The organism is Streptomyces sp. CNH287 (genome assembly GCF_000424825.1).
The window spans coordinates 70,425-93,217 of the sequence record NZ_AUKQ01000012.1 but is presented as its reverse complement, the minus strand read 5'-3'; the positions used below and the strand labels follow the sequence as shown (position 1 = coordinate 93,217).

The window sequence follows — 22,793 nt, the reverse complement described above, 5'->3', positions numbered from 1 at the left end:
CCCCGGTGCCCCGCTGCCGGGGCGCCCGGGGGCGCGTCGTCGAAGAGTCCGCCGGGATCAGTCCGCCGCGCCGTCCTGCGGCTTGCTCTCCGTGGGCTTGCTCTGCGCGGGCTTGCTCTGCGCGGGCTTGCTCTGCGCGGGCTTGCTCTGCGCGGGCTTGCGCAGCGACAGGTGGAGCTCGCGCAGGCGGGCGTCGTCCACCTCGGAGGGCGCGCCCATCAGCAGGTCCTGCGCGTTGCCGTTGAGCGGGAAGGCGATCGTCTCGCGGAGGTTCGGCTCGTCCGCGAGCAGCATCACGATGCGGTCGACGCCCGGGGCGATGCCGCCGTGCGGCGGGGCGCCGAAGCGGAACGCGCGGAGCATGCCGCCGAACTCGCGCTCGACCTCCTCCGCCGAGTACCCCGCGATGCCGAACGCCTCGAACATGACCTCCGGTTCGTGGTTCCGGATGGCGCCCGAGGACAGCTCGACGCCGTTGCACACGATGTCGTACTGCCAGGCCAGGATGGACAGCGGGTCCTTGGTCCGAAGGGCTTCGAGGCCGCCCTGCGGCATCGAGAACGGGTTGTGCGAGAAATCGATCTTCCCGGTCTCCTCGTCCTTCTCGAACATCGGGAAGTCCACGATCCAGCAGAAGCGGAAGACGTCCTCGGCGAACTGGCCGGTGCGGCGGGCCGCTTCGACGCGCACCGCGCCCATGATCTTGGAGACCTCGTCGAACTCGCCCGCGCCGAAGAACACCGCCGTGCCCGGCTTGGCGTTCACCGCCGCGAGCAGGGCGGTCACGTCCTCCTCGGTGAGGAACTTGGCGATGGGGCCGGTCAGCTGCGCGTCGTCGCCGACCCGCACCCAGGCGAGGCCCTTCGCTCCATGCTCCTGCGCGAACTCGCCCATCTGGTCGAAGAACTTGCGCGGCTGGCCGGCCGTGTCCGGCACCGCCAGCGCGCGTACGTGCTTGTCCGCGAACGCCTTGAAGCCGCTGCCCGCGAAGACCTGCGAGACGTCGACCAGTTCCAGCTCGGCACGCAGATCCGGCTTGTCCGAGCCGTACTTGAGCATCGCCTCGCGGAACGGGATGCGCGGGAAGGGCGAGGTCACGTGCCGGCCGCGGCCGAACTCCTCGAAGACGTCGGTCATCACCTTCTCGATGACCTGGAAGACGTCCTCCTGCTCGACGAAGCTCATCTCGACGTCGAGTTGGTAGAACTCGCCGGGCGAACGGTCCGCGCGCGCGTCCTCGTCGCGGAAGCAGGGGGCGATCTGGAAGTAGCGGTCGAAGCCCGCGATCATCAGCAGCTGCTTGAACTGCTGCGGCGCCTGCGGCAGCGCGTAGAAGCGCCCCGCGTGCAGCCGGGAGGGGACCAGGAAGTCGCGGGCGCCCTCCGGGGAGGTGGCGGACAGGATCGGCGTCGCCATCTCGTTGAAGCCGAGGCCGGTCATCCGGCGGCGGAGCGAGGAGATGACGGCGGAGCGCAGCATGATGTTGCGGTGCATGCGCTCGCGCCGCAGGTCGAGGAAGCGGTACTCGAGGCGCCGCTCCTCGTTCACGCCGTCCTCGGCGTTGATGGTGAACGGGATCTGCTCGGCTGCGCCGAGCACCTCGACCTCACCGACCTCGATCTCGATCTCGCCCGTGGGCAGCTCCGGATTGACGTTCTCCGCCCCGCGGGCGACGACCTTGCCGTCGACCCGGATGACGCTCTCCTTGGACAGCGCGCTCAGCCGCTCGCTCACCGCGGTCTGCTCGGGCCGGACGACCAGCTGCACGATGCCGTGGTGGTCGCGCAGGTCGAGGAAGAGGATGCCGCCCAGATTCCGACGATTGTGCAGCCAGCCGCTCAGCCGGACGTCGCCGCCGACGTCGCTGGCACGTAGCTCGCCGCAGGTGTGGGACCGGTACCGATGCATCATTCATCCAAGTCGTCGGGCGCGGGGTCTGGGTGTGGTTCTGGGTGGGGCTCTGCGCTGCGTCTGGGGTGCCGCCGGGGCCGCCGAGGGGCGGCCCGGACCCCCAAAGGCTACCGTCCCCGTCCGGCCGCACTCGCCCGGATTTCCCCCTCCCCGCGCAGCGGGCACCGGTCGGGGCGGCGGCCGGGGCTCTCCGGGAACTGGTTAAAGTAGGACAATGCGCACGGAGGAGGTACTGGCGGCCGTGGACACGGGCCGCTGGCAGTGGGAGAACGCGGCCGGCACGGTGACCCTGGACGAAAATGCCGCCCGCCTGCTGGGCCTCCCCTGGGAGTCCGGCTCCGACGGCACGCTCACGGTGAGCGAGGCGGCCGTCCGCGCGCGCATCCACGTCGTCGACTTCGTGGAGTTCCAGGGCATCGTCACCCTCGCCGTCGCGGAGCGCGCCCTCGCCGAGGCGCTGGTCCGCGTCGTCACGGACGACGGCGCGGTCGTGCGGACCGTACGGCTGCGGCTGCGCCCCGTCGGCGGCCACCCGGAGAACGGCGCACGGGCAGCGGGCGCACGGGCAGCGGGCGCGCGCACAGAAGGCGCCCGTACGGCGGGCGCGCCCGCCGGAGCCCGCCGCACCGCCTCGCCCGGCCCCGCGCCGCCGCCGCCCGCCGTACGCGAGGCCGCCCACTTCCACCTGATCGGCCTCATCTCCGAGGTCCCGCACCCGCCCCCCGGCGCCCAGGACACCCCGCACGGCCCGCACGCCCGTCCCGGCCGGGACGCCGCGGACCGGGCGGCCAACCCCGCGCAGACCACCGTCACCGGCGACTGGCGCCGCGCCCGCGAGGCGTTCCTGCTGGACGCGGGCCGGGCGCTCGCCGAGGCCCACTCCACCGCGGAGGTCCTGCGGGTGGCCGGCGCCCTGGCCATGCCCGGCTTCACCCCGGACGGACTCGCCGTCTTCGGCCTCCACGGCGACCGGCTCACGGTCATCGGCCACCGCGGGCACTCCCCCGGCGACGAGGGCCCCTTCCTGGACATGCCGCTGGACACGGACTACCCGGGCGCCCAGGCGGTGCGCACCGGCCGGGCCGTCTACCTGCCGACCCCCGGCGACTACCGCCGCCGCTTCCCCACCGCCTGGCCGCTGGTGGCGGACTTCGGCCGCCACTCGTGGGCGTATCTGCCGCTGACCGTGGCGGGCCGGACCGTCGGCGCCTGGATGTCCTCCTTCTCGCACCCCGTCTCCTTCACCCCGGACGAGCGCGCGGTGCTCTCCACGGTGGCCCGGATGCTGGCCCAGGCGCTCTCCCGCGCCTCTCTGCACGACACGGAGCGGGAGCTGTCCCACGGCCTCCAGCAGTCCATGCGGCCCGTGCACGACCCCGACGTGGCGGGGATGGAGATCGCCGCCCGCTACGTGCCGACCGGCGGCGGGCTCCAGATCGGCGGCGACTGGTACGACGTGGTGCCGCTGCCCTCGGGGCGTACGGCCATCGTCATCGGCGACGTGCAGGGGCACGACGTACGCGCCGCCGGGATCATGTCGCAGCTGCGGATCGCCCTGCGCGCGTACGCCACCGAGGGGCACCACCCCGACGGGGTGCTCTCCCGCGCCTCCCGCTTCCTGGACAGCCTGAACGCCGAGGGCCCGGCGGGCGACGAGCGGTTCGCGACCTGCCTCTACATGGAGACCGACCCGCACACCGGCTTCCTCGACATCGCCCGCGCCGGGCACCCCGACCCGGCGGTCCGGATGCCCGACGCCACGATGATGATCCGGCCCACGGAGGGCGGGCTGCCCCTGGGCCTCGACGCGGACGCCGACTACCCGACGACCAGGCTGGTGCTCCAGCCCGGCGAGACGATGCTGCTCTGCACCGACGGACTGATCGAGACCGGCGGCCACGACATGGCCACCGGCTGGGTCCGGCTGCGCGACGTATGGGCGGCGCACCCGGAGGCGGGCGGGCTGGAGGAACTGGCCGACGCCATGGTCCAGGCCGTGCACGGGCCGCCCTCGCACCACCGCAGGGGGCCGCTGGCCGACCGCCGCGAGGACGACATCGCACTGCTGCTGCTCCGCTGCCTGCCCGGCACCGGCGAGGAGGGCGGGGAGGGCAGGCCGCACGCCCTCGCCCGCCGCACGGTCCTGACCATCGCGCAGGCCGAGCCCCAGCGCATCGCGGACGCCCGCCACCAGCTCCAGACCCTCCTGCACGACTGGCGGGACGGCGGCCAGGCGGACGGCGCGGTGCTGATGCTGTCCGAGATGCTGACCAACGTGCTGGTGCACACCGACGGGGACGCCCTGATGCTCGCCGAGATCAGCGGCGAGCCGGACGGGAGGCTGCTCCGCGTCGAGGTCGCGGACAACAGCGACGAGCTGCCGCACCGGCGCACCCCCGGCGAGCTGGCCTCCTCCGGGCGCGGACTGCTGCTGATGGAGTCGCTCGCAGGCGCGTGGGGGGTCGATCCGCGGGGCGGCGGCAAGTGCATCTGGTACGAGCTGTGGGAGGCCGACGCGGGCGACACGTCCGACGCGGGCGCGGCCGGGAAGGCGCCGGAGCGCGGCACCCCGCCGGGGGGATTGGGGGTGCCGCGCCCCGACTTGGGCGAGTAGGAGGGGGGATCCCACCCGCCCGGTCAGGGGGTCTTGCCGAGCCGTGCCGCCACGGGCCCGCCGCGCGCCGCGCTAGGCCCTGGTCGCGGGTACGCGCCCGAGCCGCCCGGCCTGGAAGTCCTCAAACGCCTGGACCAGCTCGGCATGACTGTTCATGACGAACGGACCGTGGTGCGCCATTGGTTCCCGAATCGGACGGCCGCCCAGAAGCATGACATCGAGCGCGGGCGTACGCGAGTCCTGTGAGACATCCGCTCGCAGCGTGAGCGCGTCCCCCGCCCCGAATACGGCGGTCTGACCCAGCGTCACGGGCCGCTGGTCCGTACCTGCGGTGCCCCGGCCGGAGAGGACGTAGGCCAGCGCGTTGAAGTCCCGGCGCCACGGCAGGGTGATCTGCGCGCCCGGCGAGAGCGTGGCGTGCACCATCGTCATCGGGGTGTGGGTGGCGCCCGGCCCCTGGTGGCCGTCCAGGTCGCCGGCGATCAGGCGCAGCAGCGCGCCGCCGTCCGGGGTGCTGAGCAGCCGGACCCGGCCGCCGCCGATGTCCTGGTAGCGCGGGGCGGTCATCTTGTCCTTGGCCGGGAGGTTGACCCACAGCTGGACGCCGTGGAAGAGGCCGCCGCTGACGACCAGTTCCTCCGGCGGGGCCTCGATGTGCAGCAGGCCCGACCCGGCGGTCATCCACTGGGTGTCGCCGTCGCCCAGGACGCCGCCGCCGCCTTCGGAGTCCTGGTGGACGAAGGCGCCGTCGATCAGGTAGGTGACGGTCTCGAAGCCGCGGTGCGGGTGCCAGGGGGTGCCCTTGGGCTCGCCCGGCGCGTAGTCCACCTCACCCATCTGGTCCATCATGATGAACGGGTCGAGGTGCCGGTAGTCGATGCCCGCGAGGGCCCGGCGGACGGGGAAGCCTTCTCCCTCGAAGCCCGACGGTGCGGTGCTCACGCCGAGCACCGGGCGCGGCACGGCGTTCTCGGGCCCCGGCTCCGCCACACGGGGAAGCGTGAGCGGGTTCTCCACGGTGATCGCAGGCATGTGGACCTCCTCTTCGACACCCAGACTAGTTCAACATTGAACGGAATGCCACGAAGCCCTGACCTGCCCGGACGCGCGTACGAGGGACCGCGAACGGCACCAGCACACAGCCGGGCGGCACCCGGCCCGGGAGGCGGGCGGACGTGAGGGTGATCACAGCACACGGCACCGCGGTGGCGGTGGCGGCGGCTGTCGTGGGGGCGGAGGCGGCGGTGGCCGCGTCAGCCGTACATGCGGCGCATCGCGAAGTCGACCATCTCCTCGACCGCCTTCGCGTCGAACACGACCCGGTGGTCCCCCTCCATGTCCAGCACGAAGCCGTACCCGGAGGGCAGCAGGTCCAGCACCTCGGCGCCGGTGATCACGAAGTACTTGGACTCCTTGCCCGCGTACCGCCGCAGCTCCTTGAGCGAGGTGAACATCGGGATGACCGGCTGCTGGGTGTTGTGCAGCGCGAGGAAGCCCGGGGTGTCACCGCGCGGGCAGTACACGCGCGAGCCGGAGAAGATCCCTTGGAAGTCCTCCCCACCCATCGTGCCGGTGGTGAAGCCGCGCACGGCCTCCGCGAGGGACGGCGGCGACGGCTCGGGGTAGAGCGGCTGCTGCCCGTACGGAGGCGGCGGCTGCTGCGGCTGCGGCTGACCGGCGTACTGCTGGTGCGCGTACTGCTGCCCGGTGTGCGGCTGCCCGGCGTGCGGGTGGCCGTGCCCCTGGGGCGCGCTCTGGTCGTAGCCGTACATGCGGACAAGAGTAACGAGTCACACATGGGCGTTGAGGGGTTGCTTCTTATTACCGACGGGTAGCATCATGATTGAATACTTGCCGGTACGAACGAGTCACAACGGAGCCGTCGCCATGGGGCACTACAAGTCGAATCTCCGCGACATCGAGTTCAACCTCTTCGAGGTCCTCGGGCGCGAGCGCGTGTACGGCACCGGACCGTTCGCGGAAATGGACGTCGAGACCGCGCGCAGCGTCCTGGCGGAGATCGCCCGGCTCGCGGAGAACGAGCTGGCCGCGTCCTTCGAGGAGGGCGACCGCAACCCGCCCGTCTTCGACCCCGAGACCCACACCGCCCCCCTCCCGGCGGCGTTCCGCAAGAGCTACCAGGCGTACATGGACGCCGAGTGGTGGCGGCTGGGCGTCCCGGAGGAGATCGGCGGCACCCCCGCGCCGCGCTCGCTGCTGTGGGGCTTCGCGGAGACCATCCTCGGCGCCAACCCGGCCGTGTGGATGTACGCCTCCGGACCCGCGTTCGCCGGGGTGCTGCACGAGGAGGGCACCGAGGAGCAGCACAAGATCGCCAAGCTGATGGCGGACAAGCAGTGGGGCTCCACGATGGTGCTCACCGAGCCGGACGCCGGCTCCGACGTCGGCGCGGGCCGCAGCAAGGCCGTCCAGCAGGACGACGGCTCCTGGCACATCGAGGGCGTCAAGCGCTTCATCACCTCCGGCGAGCACGACCTCTCGGACAACATCATCCACTTCGTGCTGGCCCGCCCCGAAGGCCACGGGCCGGGCACCAAGGGCCTCAGCCTCTTCATCGTGCCGAAGTACGACTTCGACTGGGAGACCGGCGAGCTGGGCGGACGCAACGGCGTCTACGCCACGAACGTCGAGCACAAGATGGGCCTCAAGGTCTCCAACACCTGCGAGATGACCTTCGGCGCGAACGCCGACGAGCCCGCGCGCGGCTGGCTGCTGGGCGAGAAGCACGACGGCATCCGCCAGATGTTCAAGATCATCGAGTTCGCCCGGATGATGGTCGGCACGAAGGCCATCGCCACCCTCTCCACCGGCTACCTCAGCGCGCTGGAGTACGCCAAGGAGCGCGTGCAGGGCGCCGACCTCGCGCAGTTCACCGACAAGACCGCCCCGCGCGTCTCCATCACCCATCACCCGGACGTACGACGCGCGCTGCTCACCCAGAAGGCGTACGCCGAGGGCATGCGCTCGCTGGTCCTCTACACCGCCAGCGTGCAGGACGAGATCCTCCTCAAGGAGCACGCGGGCGAGGACAGTTCGGCCGAGCAGCGCCTCAACGACCTGCTGCTGCCCATCGTGAAGGGCTACGGCTCGGAGAAGTCCTACGAGCAGCTGGCGCAGTCGCTCCAGACCCTGGGCGGCTCCGGCTACCTCCAGGAGTACCCGATCGAGCAGTACATCCGGGACTCCAAGATCGACACGCTCTACGAGGGCACCACCGCCATCCAGGGGCAGGACTTCTTCTTCCGCAAGGTCGTCCGCGACCAGGGCCAGGCGCTCAGTGCGCTCTCCGAGGAGATCAAGAAGTTCCTCGCCGAGGCGGCGGGCGGCGAGGAGCTGGCCGCCGGGCGCGAGCAGCTGGCCCGCTCCGCGGCCGACCTGGAGGCGATCGTCGGCGCGATGCTGACCGACCTCGCGGCCACCGAGAAGGACGTCAAGTCCATCTACAAGGTCGGGCTGAACACCACCCGCTTCCTGATGGCCTCCGGCGACGTCGTCATCGGCTACCTGCTGCTGCGCGGCGCGGCCGTCGCCGCGGGCAAGCTGGCGGGCGCCTCGGCGAAGGACAGGCCCTTCTACGAGGGCAAGATCGCGGCTGCGAAGTTCTTCGCGGCGAACGTCCTGCCGGGCGTCGCCATGCAGCGCGGCCTGGCCGAGGCGGTCGACCTCTCGGTGATGGAGCTGGACGAGTCGGCGTTCTGACCGGCCCGCGCGTGCCCCGCTCCCCGTCGTCGGAGGGAGCGGGGCACGCGCGCGTCCGGGCACCGGCGGGACGGGCGCGGCGCGCGGCCCCCGTACGGCGTCCCGCGTACGGCGGTCGCCCGCCCGCCCCCGGCGCACGCGTTCGTATGCTGGAGCGATGAGCGACGCCAGCCGCCCCCTCGGCGGACACACCGACGACCTGATGTCCTTCCTCTCCCACTCGCCCACCCCCTACCACGCGGTGGACAGCGCCGCGCGGCTCCTGGAGAAGGCCGGGTTCCAGCGGGTCGAGGAGAACGCCGCCTGGGACGCGGCGGCGGGCGGCCGGTACCTGCTGCGCGGCGGTGCGCTGGTGGCCTGGTACGTGCCCGAGGGGGCCGGGCCCACCACCCCGTACCGCATCGTGGGCGCGCACACCGACTCCCCCAACCTGCGCGTCAAGCCCCTCCCCGACACCGGCGCGAGCGGCTGGCGGCAGGTCGCCGTGGAGATCTACGGCGGGACGCTGCTGAACACCTGGCTGGACCGGGACCTCGGCCTGGCCGGGCGGCTCTCGCTGCGTGACGGCACGTCCCGGCTGGTCAGCGTGGACCGCCCGCTGCTGCGCGTACCGCAGCTCGCCGTCCACCTGGACCGGCAGGTCAACGACGGGCTGAAGCTGGACCGCCAGCGCCACATGACGCCGCTGTGGGGGCTCGGCGAGCCGGGCGAGGGCGACCTGATCCGCTTCCTCGTCGAGGAGAGCGGGCTCGCGGCCGAGGACGGGCTCACCGCCGAGGACGTCACCGGCTGGGACCTGATGCTGCACAGCGTCGAGCCGCCCGCCCTGCTCGGCCGCGACCGCGAACTGCTGGCCGGGCCCCGGCTGGACAACCTCGTCTCCGTGCACGCCGGGGTGGCGGCGCTGGTGGCGGCGGCCGGGCGGGGCGGGGACTCCGGTGCCGCCGGTGCCACGCGCCTGCGCCACATCCCCGTACTGGCCGCGTTCGACCACGAGGAGAACGGCAGCCAGTCCGACACGGGCGCGGACGGTCCGCTGCTGGGCAGCGTGCTGGAGCGCTCCGTCTTCGTACGCGGCGGCGGCTACGAGGAGCGGGCGCGCGCGTACGCGGGCACCGTCTGCCTCTCCTCCGACACCGGCCACGCCGTGCACCCCAACTACGCCGAGCGCCACGACCCGGGCCACCACCCGATGCCCAACCGCGGCCCGATCCTCAAGGTCAACGTCAACCAGCGGTACGCCACCGACGGTTCGGGCCGGGCGATCTTCGCGGCGGCCTGCGAGCGGGCCGGGGTGCCGTGGCAGCACTTCGTCTCCAACAACGCCATCCCCTGCGGCACCACCATCGGCCCCATCACGGCGGCCCGGCACGGCATCACCACGGTCGACATCGGCATCGCCATCCTCTCGATGCACTCGGCACGGGAGCTGTGCGGCGCCGACGACCCCGGCCTGCTGACGAGCGCCCTGACCGCCTTCCTGACGGACTGAGGCGCGGACGGGGCGCGCGACGGGGCGCGGGCCCGGCCGCAGCACCGGCCGCGCGGCGCGGTCAAGTCCGCCCACCGCGCGGCCGGTTGACCTCCGCCCGGCGGGGTACCCGGTGCACGCACGCCCCGGAAACACACGCCCCGGAAGCACACGCCCCGGAAACAGCCGAACGGAGGCAGAGTCCATGGGCATCATCATCTGCATCGGAATGCTCGCGCTCGGCGCGATCCTCAGCCTGGCCGTCGACCTCGACGTCCAGGGCGTCAATCTGGACGTGGCCGGACTGATCCTGATGGCGGTCGGCCTGCTCGGCCTCTCCGCCTACGTCAGCATCTTCAAGCGCCGCCGCATGCAGCCCCCGAGCCCGGCCGCCCCGGTCATCGAGGAGTCCAACCGCCACACCTGGGAGTGAGGCGACGGCACGACGTGTCCGCCGCACGGCGGGGCAGGAAGGGCTGGAAGGGCCGGTCGGCGGTTCAGAGGTCGGTGAACGGAGGGACGACTCGGGTGACCGCGATGAGGCGCAGGCGAGGAAGCGGCAGGGCGTAGAACCAGCCGTCGGCAAGCAGCGGAATCCGACGCACGCCGCCCGGCACACCTCGACGGGGGCCTGTGCCCAGCTCTGTCACATCGACCCCGACCTCTGCGAGCGCCACCATCTCCCCCGCGAGGCGCTCGACCTCCGTCACAAGGTACTCAGGAAGCCCAGCCACGACGTGTCCGGCGTCCGGGTCGTACTCCCAGCGCCACACTTCCTGATCGCTCACAACTCGCCCCGCCCCTGCTCGATCCCTGCCTCGGCGCAGGCGGAGTCGAGGATGCCGCCGATCTCGGACGCGAGGGACCTCGCCTCCACGAGATCGTCGGTCTCCGCCGCACGGGCTTCGAGCGCGCGCAAGCGTGCGGCGCGTTGCGGATGGCGCTCGACGGCGATGTACACCGCCCATTGGCCGACGAAGCGGCGCAGCGGTGCAGCGCTCACCTGCTCCCGGGACTGCTCCAACGCCGTGGCACGCTCCGCGTCGAAGGTCGGCAGCGCGTCAGGCGCCAGCATCACCAGGGCGGCCCGCAGTTCCTCGGGAGTGCCGGCAGGCTGGGCGATCCGATGGGACTGCTGGTACCCGGGAGAATTGCCCGATGCCTCAGGCTGCATGCTCATCGACGTCTCCAAGAAGGATTCGGCGGACCCGTTGCCACCTCCACCATACGGGCCGCCGCCTACGCCTCCTCGTCCATTCCGGCCAGGACCAGGGGGAGGCGGGTGGCGCCGGAGGGGGTGAGGCGGATCGGGACGCCCCAGTCCTGCTGGTGCATGTGGCAGGCCGGGTACGGGTTCGCCGGGTCGTCGTCGCAGGAGGCCGCCGAAGCGGAGACGTGCAGGACGCCCTCCAGCGGGCCGGACGGCTCCGAGCCGTCCGACTCCGAGCCGTCCGGCAGCACCCCGCCGGCCAGGGTCAGCTCGCGGGACAGGTCGGTGCCGTCGCCCGCGCCGTGCGCGAGGAGTTCCGGCGGGGTGGCGCTCACCCGCAGCCGGGTGGAGGGCCCGTAGCGGGTGTCCAGCTTCTGCCCGGCCGGGGCCTGGAAGACCACGTCCAGGCGCAGCCGCCCCGGCGCGACCTCCGTCGCGGCCCGCTGCGTACGGTGCGCCACCGGCCCGACCCGTACGGCCTCCTCGGGCAGCCGCAGCCGGGTCAGCCGGTGCCGTCCCGACTCGACCACCACGAGGTCGGGCCGCCCGCCGTGGCCGCCCTCCGCGAGCACCGCGTCCGAGGGCTCACGCAGGTCGGTGGCGAGCGTGGTCACCTCGCCGGTCGCGGGGGCGTAGCGGCGCAGCGCGTGGTTGTAGGTGTCGGCGACGGCGACCGAGCCGTCGGGCAGCGCGGTGACGCCCAGCGGGTGCTGGAAGAGGGCCGTCGCGGCGGGGCCGTCGCGGTGCCCGAAGTCGAAGAGGCCGGTGCCCACCGCCGTACGGACCGTCGCCGCCGGGTCGTCGGCGTCGATCCAGCGCAGTGCCGAGGTCTCCGAGTCGGCGATCCACAGCCGCTCGCCGCCCGCGCCGTCCCCGCCCACCGCCAGCCCGGAGGGCTGCGCGAACCACGCCTCGGCAGCGGGCCCGTCCACCAGCCCCTCGTTGGTGGTGCCCGCCGTGACCGCGACGGTGCCCTCGGCCGGGTCGTACGCCCACAGCTGGTGCACGCCCGCCATCGCGATCCACATCCGGTCCGCGAACCAGGCCACGTCCCACGGGGAGGAGAGCGCCACCTCGCGCGCCGGGCCGCTGGTCGGCGCGCCCCGCCACCACTGGCCGCCTGTCCCGGCGAGCGTGCGGACGGTGCCGTCGGCGGGGTCGAGGGCACGCAACGCGTGGTTGACGGTGTCGGCGACCATCACCGTGCCGTCGGGCAGCAGCGCGAGGCCCTGGGGCTCGCTGAACCGGGCGCGCTCCGGCGGCCCGTCGGCCAGCCCGCGCGTGCCGTCGCCGATCCGCCGCAGGACGGTCTCGCCGTCGGCCGCCAGCTCCACCAGCTGGTGCCGCGTGGTGTCCGAGACCAGCAGGTGCCCACTGCCGGGCAGCCGCAGCGCCTTGCCGGGGAAGCGCAGGTCACCGGGGGCGGGCTCGGGCGGCACGTACGGGCCCGCGCCGCGCCGCAGCGTGCCGCGCGCGGCGTGCTCGGCGGTCAGTTCGCCCACCAGGGCCTCGATGGCGTGCGCGTGGCCCTCGCCCGCGTGCTGCGCGACGACGTAGCCCTCCGGGTCGATCACGACGAGCGTCGGCCAGGCGCGCACCGCGTACTGCTTCCAGGTCGCCAGCTCGGGATCGTCCAGTACGGGGTGGTGCACCCCGTAGCGCTCGACGGCGTCCACTACGGCCTGCGGCTCGGCCTCGTGCGCGAACTTCGGCGAGTGCACCCCGACGATCACCAGGCTGTCGCGGTGCGCCTCCTCCAGCTCCCGCAGCTCGTCCAGCACGTGCAGGCAGTTGACGCAGCAGAAGGTCCAGAAGTCTACGACAACACACTTACCTCGTAGGTCCGCGAGCGTCAGAGTCTTCCCGCCGGTGTTCAGCCAGCCGCCCTTGCCGATCAACTCGGGGGCACGGACACGGGCACGGCGGGGCGCGGGGGTGGGCGCCGGGACAGCATCGTTCATGTTTCAAGCTTGCCATTGGCCCATGAACACCGGATCACGGACGTACGACGCCGTTGCCCTGCGCAGCTACGGGATCCGCTCCACCACGGACCAGCTCCCTTGGACGCCCCGGACGAACAGGGTTCCTGTGCGCCGACTACCGGGGGGTGGGGCAAGCACGGACGCTGATACGTCCACGAAGCCGTGTTCCTTGAGAATCAGCGCCCACACATCGGGTTCGTAGTCCCACCGCTTGACGACAGCGGGGTCTTCTTCGGGCCCGCGCGGGATGTATGACGCTTGGCAGCCGTAGCACCCTTCAACCGGGGGCCGCTGGGAGAAGGCGAAGACGCCACCTGGCTTGAGGTTCGCGTGAACCATAGGCAGCAGTAGACCGGGGTCGGTGAACCAGGCAGCGCCGAAGACGCTGTAGACCGCATCGAAGATCGTGAACGTGTCCTCGAGGTAGGTGAGCGCGTCGGCCTGGTGGAGTTCCATCTCGTCCACGCCCGGCCAGCGCTCGCGTGCCTTGTCGAGCTGCTTGGCGGAGAGGTCGATCCCGATGGACTTCATGCCGAGCATTGCGAGGTGAGCAGCGTTTCCTCCGGACCCGCACCCGAGGTCGAGTGCGCTGTCTCCCGAGTTGAGCTTGAGCACGTCGACCCGGGGGCCGTGGTCCGGGTACTGGGTCCAGTTGAACCATGTGGTCTCGCCCTTGGCGTTGGTCTTCCGCCGCTGGGGCTTGCTCTGCGAGTAGGTGTCCCATGCGGTGCTGCGAGCGTCAGTCACTACCTGTCCGTTCTCGTTCACGGCGACAGCCGCCCGGCACGATACCGGGCGGCTGAAGCTCTCGTGGGTCAGTCGCTCCGCCTGAGTCGGAGCTACTTGGCGACAGGGCTGTCGGAGCAGCCCGCGTAGCTCTGGGTGCAGTCGGCTGCGCCGTTGACCGGCCAGAACTCCGGGTCCACGTCGAAGCCGGCCGATCGGATCATCTCGGCCGTCCGACGCATCGCGGCCCGGGCCTCGGCCGGGTTGTGGCCGTTGTTGCGGTCGGGGACGTGGTGGATGAATCCGCCACCGAGCGCGTCGCAGACCCTGGCGTAGTCCTTGGTGTGGAGCACGAGTGCGTGCCAGAAGAGGTCCACGCGAAGGCTGGGCGTGGCCCTCTCCGTGGTGTTCGCAGCGACGGCGAGGAAGGCCGCCACCTGGTTGACGCCGCGCTGGCCTTGGTCGTCGGTCATCTCCGGCCAGAAGTCCTCGCGGACCATGGTGATGAGGTCGGCCCTCAGCTCCGGGGTGATGAGGTCGTGCACGGTCTTCGTCGTGTCGGTGATCGTCACGTCTGTGCCTTCCTGGTCTGTGAGGAACATCGGGGGCACTTGCAGGGGGCCAGGCGGCGGAGGCCATGGGGGTCAACGGCTTCTCGGCGCTGCTGCTGGGGTAGATCACCTCAGAGCCGAACGTCTGGCCGGAGTCGCGAGACACCCGCACGGTCATGGTCATCGTTGGTCTTCCGCTTGCCGGGTCCGGTTGGTGAAGCGATGTTCCCGCCGCCGGTCGGGCGGAACGACGACGCTTCGGGTGTCGCCTGGGCGTCACTCAGTGGGGTGTAATGACGCGCTCCAGGGCGTCAAACCGGTGTCATTGCATGGCTGTTCGGTCTAGCTTTGCCGTCATGACGACGACCGCCGTGGTGCCGAACGATGTGCTGCGGGCCGTGCGTATCGGCCTGCGCTTAAGCCAGGACGACTTTGCCAAGGCGCTCCGCCGGGCAGGTGCGGAACTGGGGGAGCCGAACGAGGCTTCCAAGCGGCTGGTGCAGCGCTGGGAGTCCGGCACGAGCAAGACGCCTCGGGGCGTGTACGCCAGGGCCTTAGAACGGGTCACTGGGCGTCCGGTCGAGGCACTGGGGTTCGCCCTGCCGTTGCCGATGGCACGAGTCCACGCAGACGGGAAGGGAGGGCATGACATGGAGACCGGCACAACCGGTGTCGCGTCTGCCTCTGTAGGCGCGCAGCCCACCGCGCAGACGGGTGAGGAGACGTTTTCGGGCGTGTGGCTCAGCTGCTACGAGTTCTTCTCTTCGAGCCGGGGCGACTCGTACGAGGGTAGGCACTACGTAGTGATCGTCCAGCATGGGAACCGGCTGACCGTTCAGAGTCTGCCTGGGGCGAGCAGCAACCCGGACAGCCCACTCACGCTGGATCTGACCGTTGATCGCAACGTGGTCACGGGTACGTGGGTCGAGCAGACTGCCGCAGACGGCTACTACAACGGGGCCCGCTACCACGGGGCCATCCAACTCCTGGTCGAGCCGACCGGGCGGCGTATGGCCGGGAAGTGGGTCGGCTTCGGCAAGGACTTCGACGTGAATACCGGCCCCTGGGAACTGCGGCTGGTGGACCGGTCCACCAGCAAGGCGACGCTGAAGAGGTACAGCCAGCTGCCGGAGTGACATCCGACGGGGCACCTGATGGGCCGAAGACCCCACGGAGTGGGGCCTTCGGCGGGCTTTGCAGGGCGTCAACTCTGTCGCTCTCGCGCCTGCGGCGGTCGATATCCGCTGGTCAGGGCGATGATGGGCCCCGGCAAATGGCGTCGCACCCAGCGAGTGTGTTCCGAGCTGGGGCCGGGGTCGGGATGGTGACCACAGCGCAACTTCGCGCCGACTCTCCGACAGCCCCAGTGACGAAGTGACGGAATGACGTTTTGCTCTGTTCCATCTGTAGAGACTCAGAAGTCGAGCACCACGATGCGCCCCCGCAGGGCGGCGAGGGACAGCTCCCGGCCCCCGGTGTCGAGCCAGGAGCGACCTTGCAGCTCAGGAGCCCGTACGCGCACTCGCTTGGTCATACGGCCGGGGTGGCACACCCGCCTCGTCCCCCGGACGGACCGGTGGCGCGGTGAGAACCGGCCGGTCCGGGGGAAGGCGTGGGGCATGAGATATCTGGTACGGGAACGCGTGTTCGGGATCGGGGACGACTTCTGGGTCGAGGACGAGAACGGCGAGCGCGCCTTCCTCATCGACGGCAAGGCGCTGCGGCTGCGCGAGACGTTCGAGCTGAAGGACCGGGACGGGAACGTCCTGGCGGTCATCCGCAAAAAGGCCGTCAGTCTGCGCGACACCATGCGCGTCGAGCGGGACGGCGAGGTGATGGTGACCGTGCGGGAGAAGCGGTTCACCCCGATGCGCACCGTCTACCGGGCCGAGCTGGCGACGGGCGAGGAGCTGGAGATCCGCGGCGACCTGGTCGGCAAGGAGTACGACATCGAGTACGAGGGCGAGCGGCTGGCCCGGATCTCGCGCAAGTGGTTCCGGGTGCGGGACACCTACGCGGTGCAGGTCGAGCGGGACGACTCGGACCCGGTGGTACTGATCGCCGTCGCCGTGTGCGTGGACCGGCTGGTGGAGCGGGCCGAGGGGGACGGCGACGAGGAGTAGCCCGCGGACCGACGCCTCAGAGCACGCGGTCCTTGAGCACCGGGAAGGACTCCCGTACGGAGGCCACCTCGCCCAGGTCGAGCACCGCGCCCACCACCTGCTCCGTCGCGTCGGGCGCCTCCGCGACCGTGCCGCCCCACGGGTCGATCACCGCGCTGCGTCCGGCCTGCGGCACGTCCGCGTGCGTACCGGCGGTGCCGCAGGCGAGGACGAAGCACTGGTTCTCCACGGCGCGCGCCCGCGCGAACAGCGACCAGTGCGCGGCGCGCGCGGCGGGCCAGCCCGCCGGGACCACCAGGGCCTGCGCGCCCCCGTCGACCAGGGCGCGGAACAGCTCGGGGAAGCGCAGGTCGTAGCAGGTCGCCAGGCCGAACACGCCCGCCGGGGTGGGCACCGTGACCGGTTCCGTGCCGGCCGACATGAGCGCGGCCTCGCCGCGGTCGAAGCCGAAGCGGTGGATCTTGCGGTAGACGGCCGCGAGTTCACCCTCGGGCGAGAAGACCAGCGAGGTGTTGTAGAGGGCGCCGCCGGGGGCGCGTTCGACCACGGACCCGGCGTGCAGCCAGACCTGTGCGTCGCGGGCCGCCGCCGACATCGCGGCGGCCGTGGGCCCGTCGGGGGTGGCGGGCTCGGCCGCGTCCGCGAAGGAACCGAAGGCGAAGGCGCCGACCGTCCACAGTTCCGGCAGCACGACCAAGTCCGCGCCTGCCTGGGCGCGTACGAGCGCGGCGGCACGGGAACGGCGGGAGTCGACCGCCTCGTCCTCGTCCACACGCATCTGCACGAGAGCAACGTCGAGAGTCGAAGGGGCCGAAGAAGCGCGCACCGTACCACCGTCCATGCAGTCGAGGGGCCAGAAGGGCATAGCATCGTCCTACGAAAGCGCTGCCGAGGCACCCACGCGCAGCGTAACTTGAGAGCACCCAGCCCGCGCACGACCGTACCGCCGAGGGGTCCCGTGTCCGACCATCCAAGCCTTCAGCCATACGCCGATGCCTGGACGCAGTCCATCGAGGCGATATCCGAGCTGGTGAAACCGCTCACCGAGGGCGAGTGGAACCGCGCGACGAACTGCCCCGGATGGTCGGTCCGGGACGTCGTCTCGCATGTCATCGGGATCGAGTGCGAGTTGCTCGGCGATCCCCGCCCCATCCACAGCCTTCCCCGTGACATCTACCACGTGGTGGACGAGACCAGCCGCCACATGGAAGTGCAGGTCGACGTGCGGCGGCACCACACCGGGCCGGAGATGACCTCCGAGCTGGAGTACACGATCATCCGGCGCTCGCGGCAGCTGCGGAACGAGAAGCGGAAGCCGGACGCCGAGGTGCGCCACGTCCTGCCGGGACTGCCGCCGGTGACCCTGGAGCGCCAGCTGATGCTGCGGGCGTTCGACGTCTGGGTGCACGAGCAGGACATCCGGCGGGCGCTGCGCAGGCCGGGCAACCTGGACTCGGCCGCCGCGTACATCGCCCGTGACGTGCTGATCGAGGGGCTGCCGATGGTCGTCGCGAAGCGGGCCGGGGCGCCTGCTGACTCGGCGGTCGTCATCGACGTGAGCGGGCCCGTGGAGTTCATGCGGACGGTGCGGGTCGACAAGGAGGGCCGGGGCACGGTCAGCGGCAGCCCGTCGCTGGGCCCGGCGGTCACGCTGTCGCTGAGCTGGGAGACGTACGTGCGCCTGGCGTGCGGGCGGGTCCGGGCGGACGCGGTCGCGGCGGACGTCAAGGCGGAGGGCGACGCGGACTTGGCGAAGGCGATCCTGGACGCGTTCGCGGTCACGCCCTGACGGGAACGGCCGCAAACCGGCCGCAGACCCGCCTCAGACCGGCACGTGCACGGCCTCGACGCGGCTGGCGACCACGCGTTCGCTCTCGCGGCGCTGGGCGCGGCGGCGCAGCCGGAGGATCTGGCTGAGGCCGAGCGCCTCCAGCAGGAAGACCGTGGAGAAGGCGATCCGGTAGCTGTCGCCCGTGACGTCCAGCAGGACGCCGACCGCCAGCAGCGTCGTCATGGAGGCGGTGAAGCCGCCCATGTTGACGATGCCCGAGGCCGTGCCCTGGCGCTCCGGCGGGTTCGCGGGGCGGGCGAAGTCGAAGCCGATCATGGATGCCGGGCCGCACGCGCCGAGCACCACGCACAGCACGGTCAGCAGCCACCCCGGAGCGTGGCCGGGCCAGGCCAGGACGGCGGCCCACACCGTCGCCGTGGCGGCGACGGTGCCCAGCACCAGCGGCGTACGGGCCGCGTGCCGACGGGCGATCAGCTGGCCGTAGACCAGGCCGATCGCCATGTTCGCGACGACGATCAGGGTGAGCAGCTCACCTGCCTCGCCCCGGCTGAACCCCTGCGCGTCCACCAGGAACGGCATGCCCCACAGCAGCAGGAAGACCATCGCCGGGAACTGCGTGGTGAAGTGCACCCACAGGCCCAGCCGGGTGCCCGGCTCGCGCCAGGCGTCCGCTATCTGCCGGCGTACGTACTCCCGCCCCAGGTGCGCGACGGGCTGCGGCTCGTGGCCCTCGGGGTGGTCCTTGAGGAAGAGCAGCACCAGCACCAGGACGAGCGCCCCGCCCGCCGCGCTGCCCGCGAACGTGGGGGTCCAGCCGAAGGCGTGCAGCACCCGGGCGAGCACCAGCGTGGTGACGAGGTTGCCCGCCATGCCGACCAGCCCGGCGAGCTGGGCGACCAGCGGCCCGCGCCGAGCGGGGAACCAGCGGGTGCCCAGCCGCAGGACGCTGATGAACGTCATCGCGTCGCCGCAGCCGAGCAGGGCGCGGCAGCCCAGCGCCATGGAGTACGTCTCGGACAGCGCGAAGCCGAACTGGCCGAGGGTGAAGAGGACGATGCCCAGGGTCAGGACCCGCTTGGTGCCCCAGCGGTCCACCAGCAGGCCCACGGGGATCTGCATCCCCGCGTAGACGAGCAGTTGGAGGAGGGAGAAGGTGGAGAGGGCGGAGGCGTTGACGTCGAAGCGCTCGGCGGCGTCGATGCCGGCGACGCCCAGGCTGGTGCGGAAGGTGATCGCGACGAAGTAGACGGTGACGCCGATGCTCCACATGGCGACCGCGCGCGGGCCGCCGAGCGGGGAGGGGGCGGGAGCGGCTGGGGATTCGGGCGCGCCGCTCACCGCACGTCACCGTGGATGAGGTGCCGCACCCGGCCGACGTGCCGCCGCACGGCCTCGGCCGCCGCCTCCTCCTCGCCCGCCCGGATCGCCGCGAGGATCTCGGCGTGCTCCGGTACGTTCTGCGCGACGCGGTCGGGGTGGGCGTGCATCACGGCGACGCCCATCCGCAGCTGGCGGTCGCGCAGCTGGTCGTAGAGCCGGACGAGGATGGCGTTGCCCGTGCCGCGGACGATCTCCGCGTGGAAGCAGCGGTCGCTGACGGCCGCCGCCGCCAGCTCACCGGCCGCGGCCTCCGCCTGGTGCCGCTCCAGCAGCTCCGCCAGGCGCTCGACCAGCCCGGCGGGGGTGGCCGAGGCCACCTTGCGCACGGCGTGCTCCTCGACCAGCAGCCTGGTCTCCACCACGTCCCGGATCTCCTGCGCCGAGACGGGCAGCACCAGGGCGCCCTTCTTCGGGTAGAGCTTGAGCAGCCCCTCGGCCTCCAGCCGCAGCAGCGCCTCGCGCACCGGCGTACGGGAGACGCCGACGGCCTCGGCCAGCTCGCCCTCGGTGAGCAGCATCCCGCCCTCGTACCGGCGGTCGAGCACGGCCTGCTTGACGTACGCGTACACCCGCTCCGCGGCGGTGGCGGCGGGCGCGGTGGTGGTGGGCGCGGCGGCGGGGGCGGCAGGCATGCGCACACCTTAGATACAACAGGGATGCGCACGGAAGCCGGTCCCAGCATGCGGACGCGGCCCCGGGCACGTAGCCCGCCCCGGCGCCGCCGCGCCCGCCGCCTTCGGCCCCGTAGGATCGTGGACCATGACGGTCGGCCTGCGGCAGTTCCGGTACTTCATCGCGGTCGCCGAGGAGGGCAGTTTCACCAGGGCGGCCGGCCGGCTGCGGGTCGCCCAGCCCTCGCTCTCCCGGCAGATCCAGCTGCTGGAGCGGGAACTGGGCTTGCGGCTGCTGATCCGGCGCCCGCACGGGGTCGTCCTGAGCGCGGCCGGAGCGGATTTCCTGACCGACGCGCGCACGGCGGTGGACGCCTTCGACGACGCGCTGGGAAAAGCCAGGCGCGCGGCCGAGGGGAAATCCGGGAAACTCATCGTCGGATTCCTCGTCGGCGCCGGACTCGATTTCACCCCGCTCATCCTCAGTGATTTCCAGCGGCGCTTTCCCGGCGTCGAGGTGGACGTCCGTGAATTCGATTTCACGGACGTCTCCGCGGGCCTGGCGGCCGGGACCACCGACCTCGCGTTCATCCGCCTGCCGCACGACGGCACCGTCGCACTCGACCACCTGGTCCTGGCGCGGGAGCGGCTGGTCGCCGCCATGCCCACCGGCCACCGGCTGGCGGGCGCCCCGAGCCTGACCGTCGACGAACTGCTCGGGGAGCCGCTCATCGCCTCCCCCGTGCACGGGGCGTGGCGGGACTTCTGGCTGCTCAACGACCGACGGAACGGGGCCCCGGCGCCGGTGGGCGCCGAGGCCGGCACGTTCGAGAGCGAACTCCAGTCGGTCGCCGCGGGGCGCGGCGTGAGCATCACCACCGAGAGCGCCCGCCGCTTCTACAACCGGCCCGACCTGGTGTTCGTCGACATCACGGACGCGCCGCGGTCCACGCTCGCCCTCGCCTGGCGGCGCAACGGGCGCGCGCCGCTCGTGCAGCACTTCGTGGCCGTCGCGGAGCAGGTGGTGCGGTCGCTGGGGCCGCCCCGTAGTACCTGAGTGGCCGCCCGCCGGTGCGGTCCACCCCGGCGGCCACCCGGCGGCCACCCGGCCGGCCGCGCCCGTCAGCCGGTCCGCACGGCGGCCGGGCCGGGGTCGGCGGCGTCCGGCTCGGGCGCCGACGCCGCCGCCGCGGACGGCCCCGACGCCCCACCGCCGCCGCGCCGTCCGGGCAGCACCGCGGCGGCCAGTACGAGCCCGGCGGTCACCAGTGCGGCCGCCACCAGGACGGCCCTGCCGTACCCGTCGGCCATCGAGTGGCCGGAGGAGACCGCCCCGGCGGCCACCGCGACACCCACCGCGAGGCCCACCGCCGAGCCGACCTCCTGCGTGGTGGTCAGCATGCCGCCCGCCAGGCCGTGGTACTCCTCGTCCACCTCCTCGATCCCGGCGACGGTCCACGCCGGGAAGGCGATCCCGTAGCCGATCCCGGCGAGCAGCGCGCCGGGCAGGACGGAGGCCGCCCACGAACCGTTCTCGGAGAGCGAGAACCCGAGCAGCGCGAGCCCGGAGGCGAACACCGCCATCCCCAGGAGCACCACCGGCTTGGTGCCGAGCCGGGCGACCAGCGAGGGGCCCACCCAGGCGCTGAAGACCAGGAAGGCGCCGCCCATCGGCAGCAGGCCCAGGCCGGTCCGGATGGCGGAGAAGCCCAGCACCTCCTGCATGTGGAGCGCGATGAGGATGAACGCCGGGCCGAGACCCGTGTTGGCCAGCAGGGAGACGAGATTCGCGCCGCCCACGGTGCGCCGCCGGAAGAGCCGGACGGGCATCAGCGGGTCCTGCGTGCGGGTCTCGACCCAGGCGAACACGCCCAGCAGCACCAGCGCGACCGCCACCAGTGCGAGCGTGACCGGGTCGCCCAGCCCCGCGTGCTCGCTGTTCGCGAAGGCGTAGACGAGGGTGACCAGGCCGCAGGCGACCAGCACCGCGCCGGCCAGGTCCAGCCGGGGGCGCGGCTCGCCGGCCGCGGGCCTGCCCTCGGGCAGCGTCCGGGCGAGGAGCACGACGAGCAGCCCGATGGGGACGTTGAACCACAGGACCCAGCGCCAGCCCAGCAGGTCGGTGATGACCCCGCCGAGGATGACGCCCGCGGCCAGGCCGCTCGCGGCGACCGCCGCCCACACCCCCAGGGCGCGGTTCCGCTCCCTGCCGGGCGGCGTGGCGGTGGTCAGCAGCGAGAACGCGGCCGGGGAGAACAGCGCGGCGCCCAGGCCCTGGAGGGCCCTGGTGATGACCAGGACGGCCGGGCTCTCGGCGAATCCGCCGACCAGGGACGCGAGCGTGAAGAGGACCATGCCCAGGACGAAGAGGCGGCGCCTGCCGAAGATGTCCGCCGCCCGGCCGCCCAGCAGGAGGAACCCGGCGATCGCCACCCCGTAGGCGTTCACCACCCACTGCAGACCGCCCGAGCTGAAGCCCAGGTCCCGTTGGATCTCGGGCAGCGGGACGGTGGTGATGGAGAAGTCGAGAATGGCGATGAACTGGGTGACACACAGCAGGAGAAGCAGGAATCTGCGGCGCGCAGAACTCACGGTGGAACCTTTCCGTGCGAAATTCCGCTCAATTCGCGCGGACGGCGCAGAAGAAGGCGCGGGCAGCCGTCAGCGAATATCGAGGGACAAGGCCTGGGGAATCGACTCGT

General features: G+C 72.2%; 20 protein-coding genes. 8 read left to right on the top strand and 12 right to left on the bottom strand.

Features of this window, described 5'->3' with window-relative positions:
* Positions 1-57 precede the first annotated feature (57 nt).
* The gene (gene aspS, locus H299_RS33910; protein ID WP_051262421.1) at positions 58-1,908 is read right to left on the bottom strand and encodes an aspartate--tRNA ligase; all 1,851 of its coding nucleotides are present in this window, start codon (positions 1,906-1,908) and stop codon (positions 58-60) included.
* A 217-nt stretch (positions 1,909-2,125) separates the two neighbouring features.
* On the opposite strand from aspS, the gene H299_RS33905 reads away from it, so the two are divergent.
* Positions 2,126-4,525 carry a SpoIIE family protein phosphatase gene (locus H299_RS33905; RefSeq protein ID WP_078512697.1) on the top strand — a complete coding sequence of 800 codons (2,400 nt, stop codon included), beginning with the start codon at positions 2,126-2,128 and terminating at the stop codon, positions 4,523-4,525.
* Between the two features lie 72 nt (positions 4,526-4,597).
* Here the strand turns inward: H299_RS33905 and H299_RS0113215 are convergent, their stop codons facing one another.
* Both H299_RS0113215 and H299_RS0113210 read right to left on the bottom strand, forming a co-directional pair.
* A complete protein-coding gene (locus tag H299_RS0113215) occupies positions 4,598-5,557 on the bottom strand; it encodes a pirin family protein (RefSeq protein WP_027748802.1) in 960 nt (319 codons plus the stop codon).
* A 221-nt stretch (positions 5,558-5,778) separates the two neighbouring features.
* The gene (locus tag H299_RS0113210; RefSeq protein WP_027748801.1) at positions 5,779-6,297 is read right to left on the bottom strand and encodes an SseB family protein; all 519 of its coding nucleotides are present in this window, start codon (positions 6,295-6,297) and stop codon (positions 5,779-5,781) included.
* A gap of 115 nt (positions 6,298-6,412) precedes the next feature.
* On the opposite strand from H299_RS0113210, the gene H299_RS0113205 reads away from it, so the two are divergent.
* The 3 genes from H299_RS0113205 to H299_RS0113195 all read left to right on the top strand — a co-directional run bounded on the left by H299_RS0113205 (position 6,413) and on the right by H299_RS0113195 (position 10,149).
* Entirely contained in the window at positions 6,413-8,245 is a 1,833-nt protein-coding gene (locus H299_RS0113205) for an acyl-CoA dehydrogenase (RefSeq protein ID WP_027748800.1), read from the top strand.
* Between the two features lie 157 nt (positions 8,246-8,402).
* Positions 8,403-9,737, top strand: a complete 1,335-nt coding sequence (locus tag H299_RS0113200; protein WP_027748799.1) for a M18 family aminopeptidase — start codon at positions 8,403-8,405, stop codon at positions 9,735-9,737.
* Between the two features lie 184 nt (positions 9,738-9,921).
* The gene (locus H299_RS0113195) at positions 9,922-10,149 is read left to right on the top strand and encodes a DUF6458 family protein (protein ID WP_027748798.1); all 228 of its coding nucleotides are present in this window, start codon (positions 9,922-9,924) and stop codon (positions 10,147-10,149) included.
* A 64-nt stretch (positions 10,150-10,213) separates the two neighbouring features.
* Here H299_RS0113195 and H299_RS0113190 read toward each other — a convergent pair whose 3' ends face one another.
* The 5 genes from H299_RS0113190 to H299_RS0113170 all read right to left on the bottom strand — a co-directional run bounded on the left by H299_RS0113190 (position 10,214) and on the right by H299_RS0113170 (position 14,206).
* Positions 10,214-10,504 carry a hypothetical protein gene (locus H299_RS0113190; protein WP_027748797.1) on the bottom strand — a complete coding sequence of 97 codons (291 nt, stop codon included), beginning with the start codon at positions 10,502-10,504 and terminating at the stop codon, positions 10,214-10,216.
* Positions 10,501-10,896, bottom strand: coding sequence for a DUF6247 family protein (locus H299_RS0113185; RefSeq protein ID WP_027748796.1), 396 nt, complete (start codon positions 10,894-10,896; stop codon positions 10,501-10,503). The genes H299_RS0113190 and H299_RS0113185 overlap by 4 nt, the downstream gene beginning before the upstream one ends.
* Positions 10,897-10,955: 59 nt before the next feature.
* Positions 10,956-12,887: an NHL domain-containing thioredoxin family protein gene (locus tag H299_RS0113180; protein ID WP_051262420.1), complete on the bottom strand. Its 1,932-nt coding sequence runs from the start codon at positions 12,885-12,887 to the stop codon at positions 10,956-10,958.
* Positions 12,888-12,953: 66 nt separating this feature from the next.
* The gene (locus H299_RS0113175) at positions 12,954-13,655 is read right to left on the bottom strand and encodes a class I SAM-dependent methyltransferase (protein ID WP_027748794.1); all 702 of its coding nucleotides are present in this window, start codon (positions 13,653-13,655) and stop codon (positions 12,954-12,956) included.
* 92 nt (positions 13,656-13,747) lie between these two features.
* Positions 13,748-14,206, bottom strand: a complete 459-nt coding sequence (locus tag H299_RS0113170) for a hypothetical protein (RefSeq protein WP_027748793.1) — start codon at positions 14,204-14,206, stop codon at positions 13,748-13,750.
* A 335-nt stretch (positions 14,207-14,541) separates the two neighbouring features.
* Here H299_RS0113170 and H299_RS0113165 point away from each other — a divergent pair, with 335 nt between their 5' ends.
* Positions 14,542-15,321: a transcriptional regulator gene (locus H299_RS0113165; protein ID WP_027748792.1), complete on the top strand. Its 780-nt coding sequence runs from the start codon at positions 14,542-14,544 to the stop codon at positions 15,319-15,321.
* A gap of 483 nt (positions 15,322-15,804) precedes the next feature.
* Positions 15,805-16,308 carry an LURP-one-related family protein gene (locus tag H299_RS0113155; protein ID WP_027748791.1) on the top strand — a complete coding sequence of 168 codons (504 nt, stop codon included), beginning with the start codon at positions 15,805-15,807 and terminating at the stop codon, positions 16,306-16,308.
* A gap of 16 nt (positions 16,309-16,324) precedes the next feature.
* On the opposite strand, the gene H299_RS0113150 is transcribed toward H299_RS0113155, so the two are convergent.
* A complete protein-coding gene (locus H299_RS0113150; protein WP_051262456.1) occupies positions 16,325-17,149 on the bottom strand; it encodes a carbon-nitrogen family hydrolase in 825 nt (274 codons plus the stop codon).
* Positions 17,150-17,266: 117 nt separating this feature from the next.
* On the opposite strand from H299_RS0113150, the gene H299_RS0113145 reads away from it, so the two are divergent.
* Positions 17,267-18,097: a maleylpyruvate isomerase family mycothiol-dependent enzyme gene (locus H299_RS0113145; RefSeq protein WP_027748789.1), complete on the top strand. Its 831-nt coding sequence runs from the start codon at positions 17,267-17,269 to the stop codon at positions 18,095-18,097.
* A 33-nt stretch (positions 18,098-18,130) separates the two neighbouring features.
* Here the strand turns inward: H299_RS0113145 and H299_RS0113140 are convergent, their stop codons facing one another.
* Together H299_RS0113140 and H299_RS0113135 are read right to left on the bottom strand one after the other, a co-directional pair.
* Positions 18,131-19,369, bottom strand: coding sequence for an MFS transporter (locus H299_RS0113140; RefSeq protein WP_078512727.1), 1,239 nt, complete (start codon positions 19,367-19,369; stop codon positions 18,131-18,133).
* A gap of 65 nt (positions 19,370-19,434) precedes the next feature.
* The gene (locus tag H299_RS0113135; RefSeq protein ID WP_027748787.1) at positions 19,435-20,112 is read right to left on the bottom strand and encodes a GntR family transcriptional regulator; all 678 of its coding nucleotides are present in this window, start codon (positions 20,110-20,112) and stop codon (positions 19,435-19,437) included.
* Positions 20,113-20,239: 127 nt separating this feature from the next.
* Here H299_RS0113135 and H299_RS33900 point away from each other — a divergent pair, with 127 nt between their 5' ends.
* Positions 20,240-21,148, top strand: coding sequence for a LysR family transcriptional regulator (locus tag H299_RS33900; RefSeq protein ID WP_037758900.1), 909 nt, complete (start codon positions 20,240-20,242; stop codon positions 21,146-21,148).
* A 65-nt stretch (positions 21,149-21,213) separates the two neighbouring features.
* On the opposite strand, the gene H299_RS33895 is transcribed toward H299_RS33900, so the two are convergent.
* Positions 21,214-22,683, bottom strand: coding sequence for an MFS transporter (locus H299_RS33895; RefSeq protein WP_078512696.1), 1,470 nt, complete (start codon positions 22,681-22,683; stop codon positions 21,214-21,216).
* Positions 22,684-22,793 lie beyond the last annotated feature (110 nt).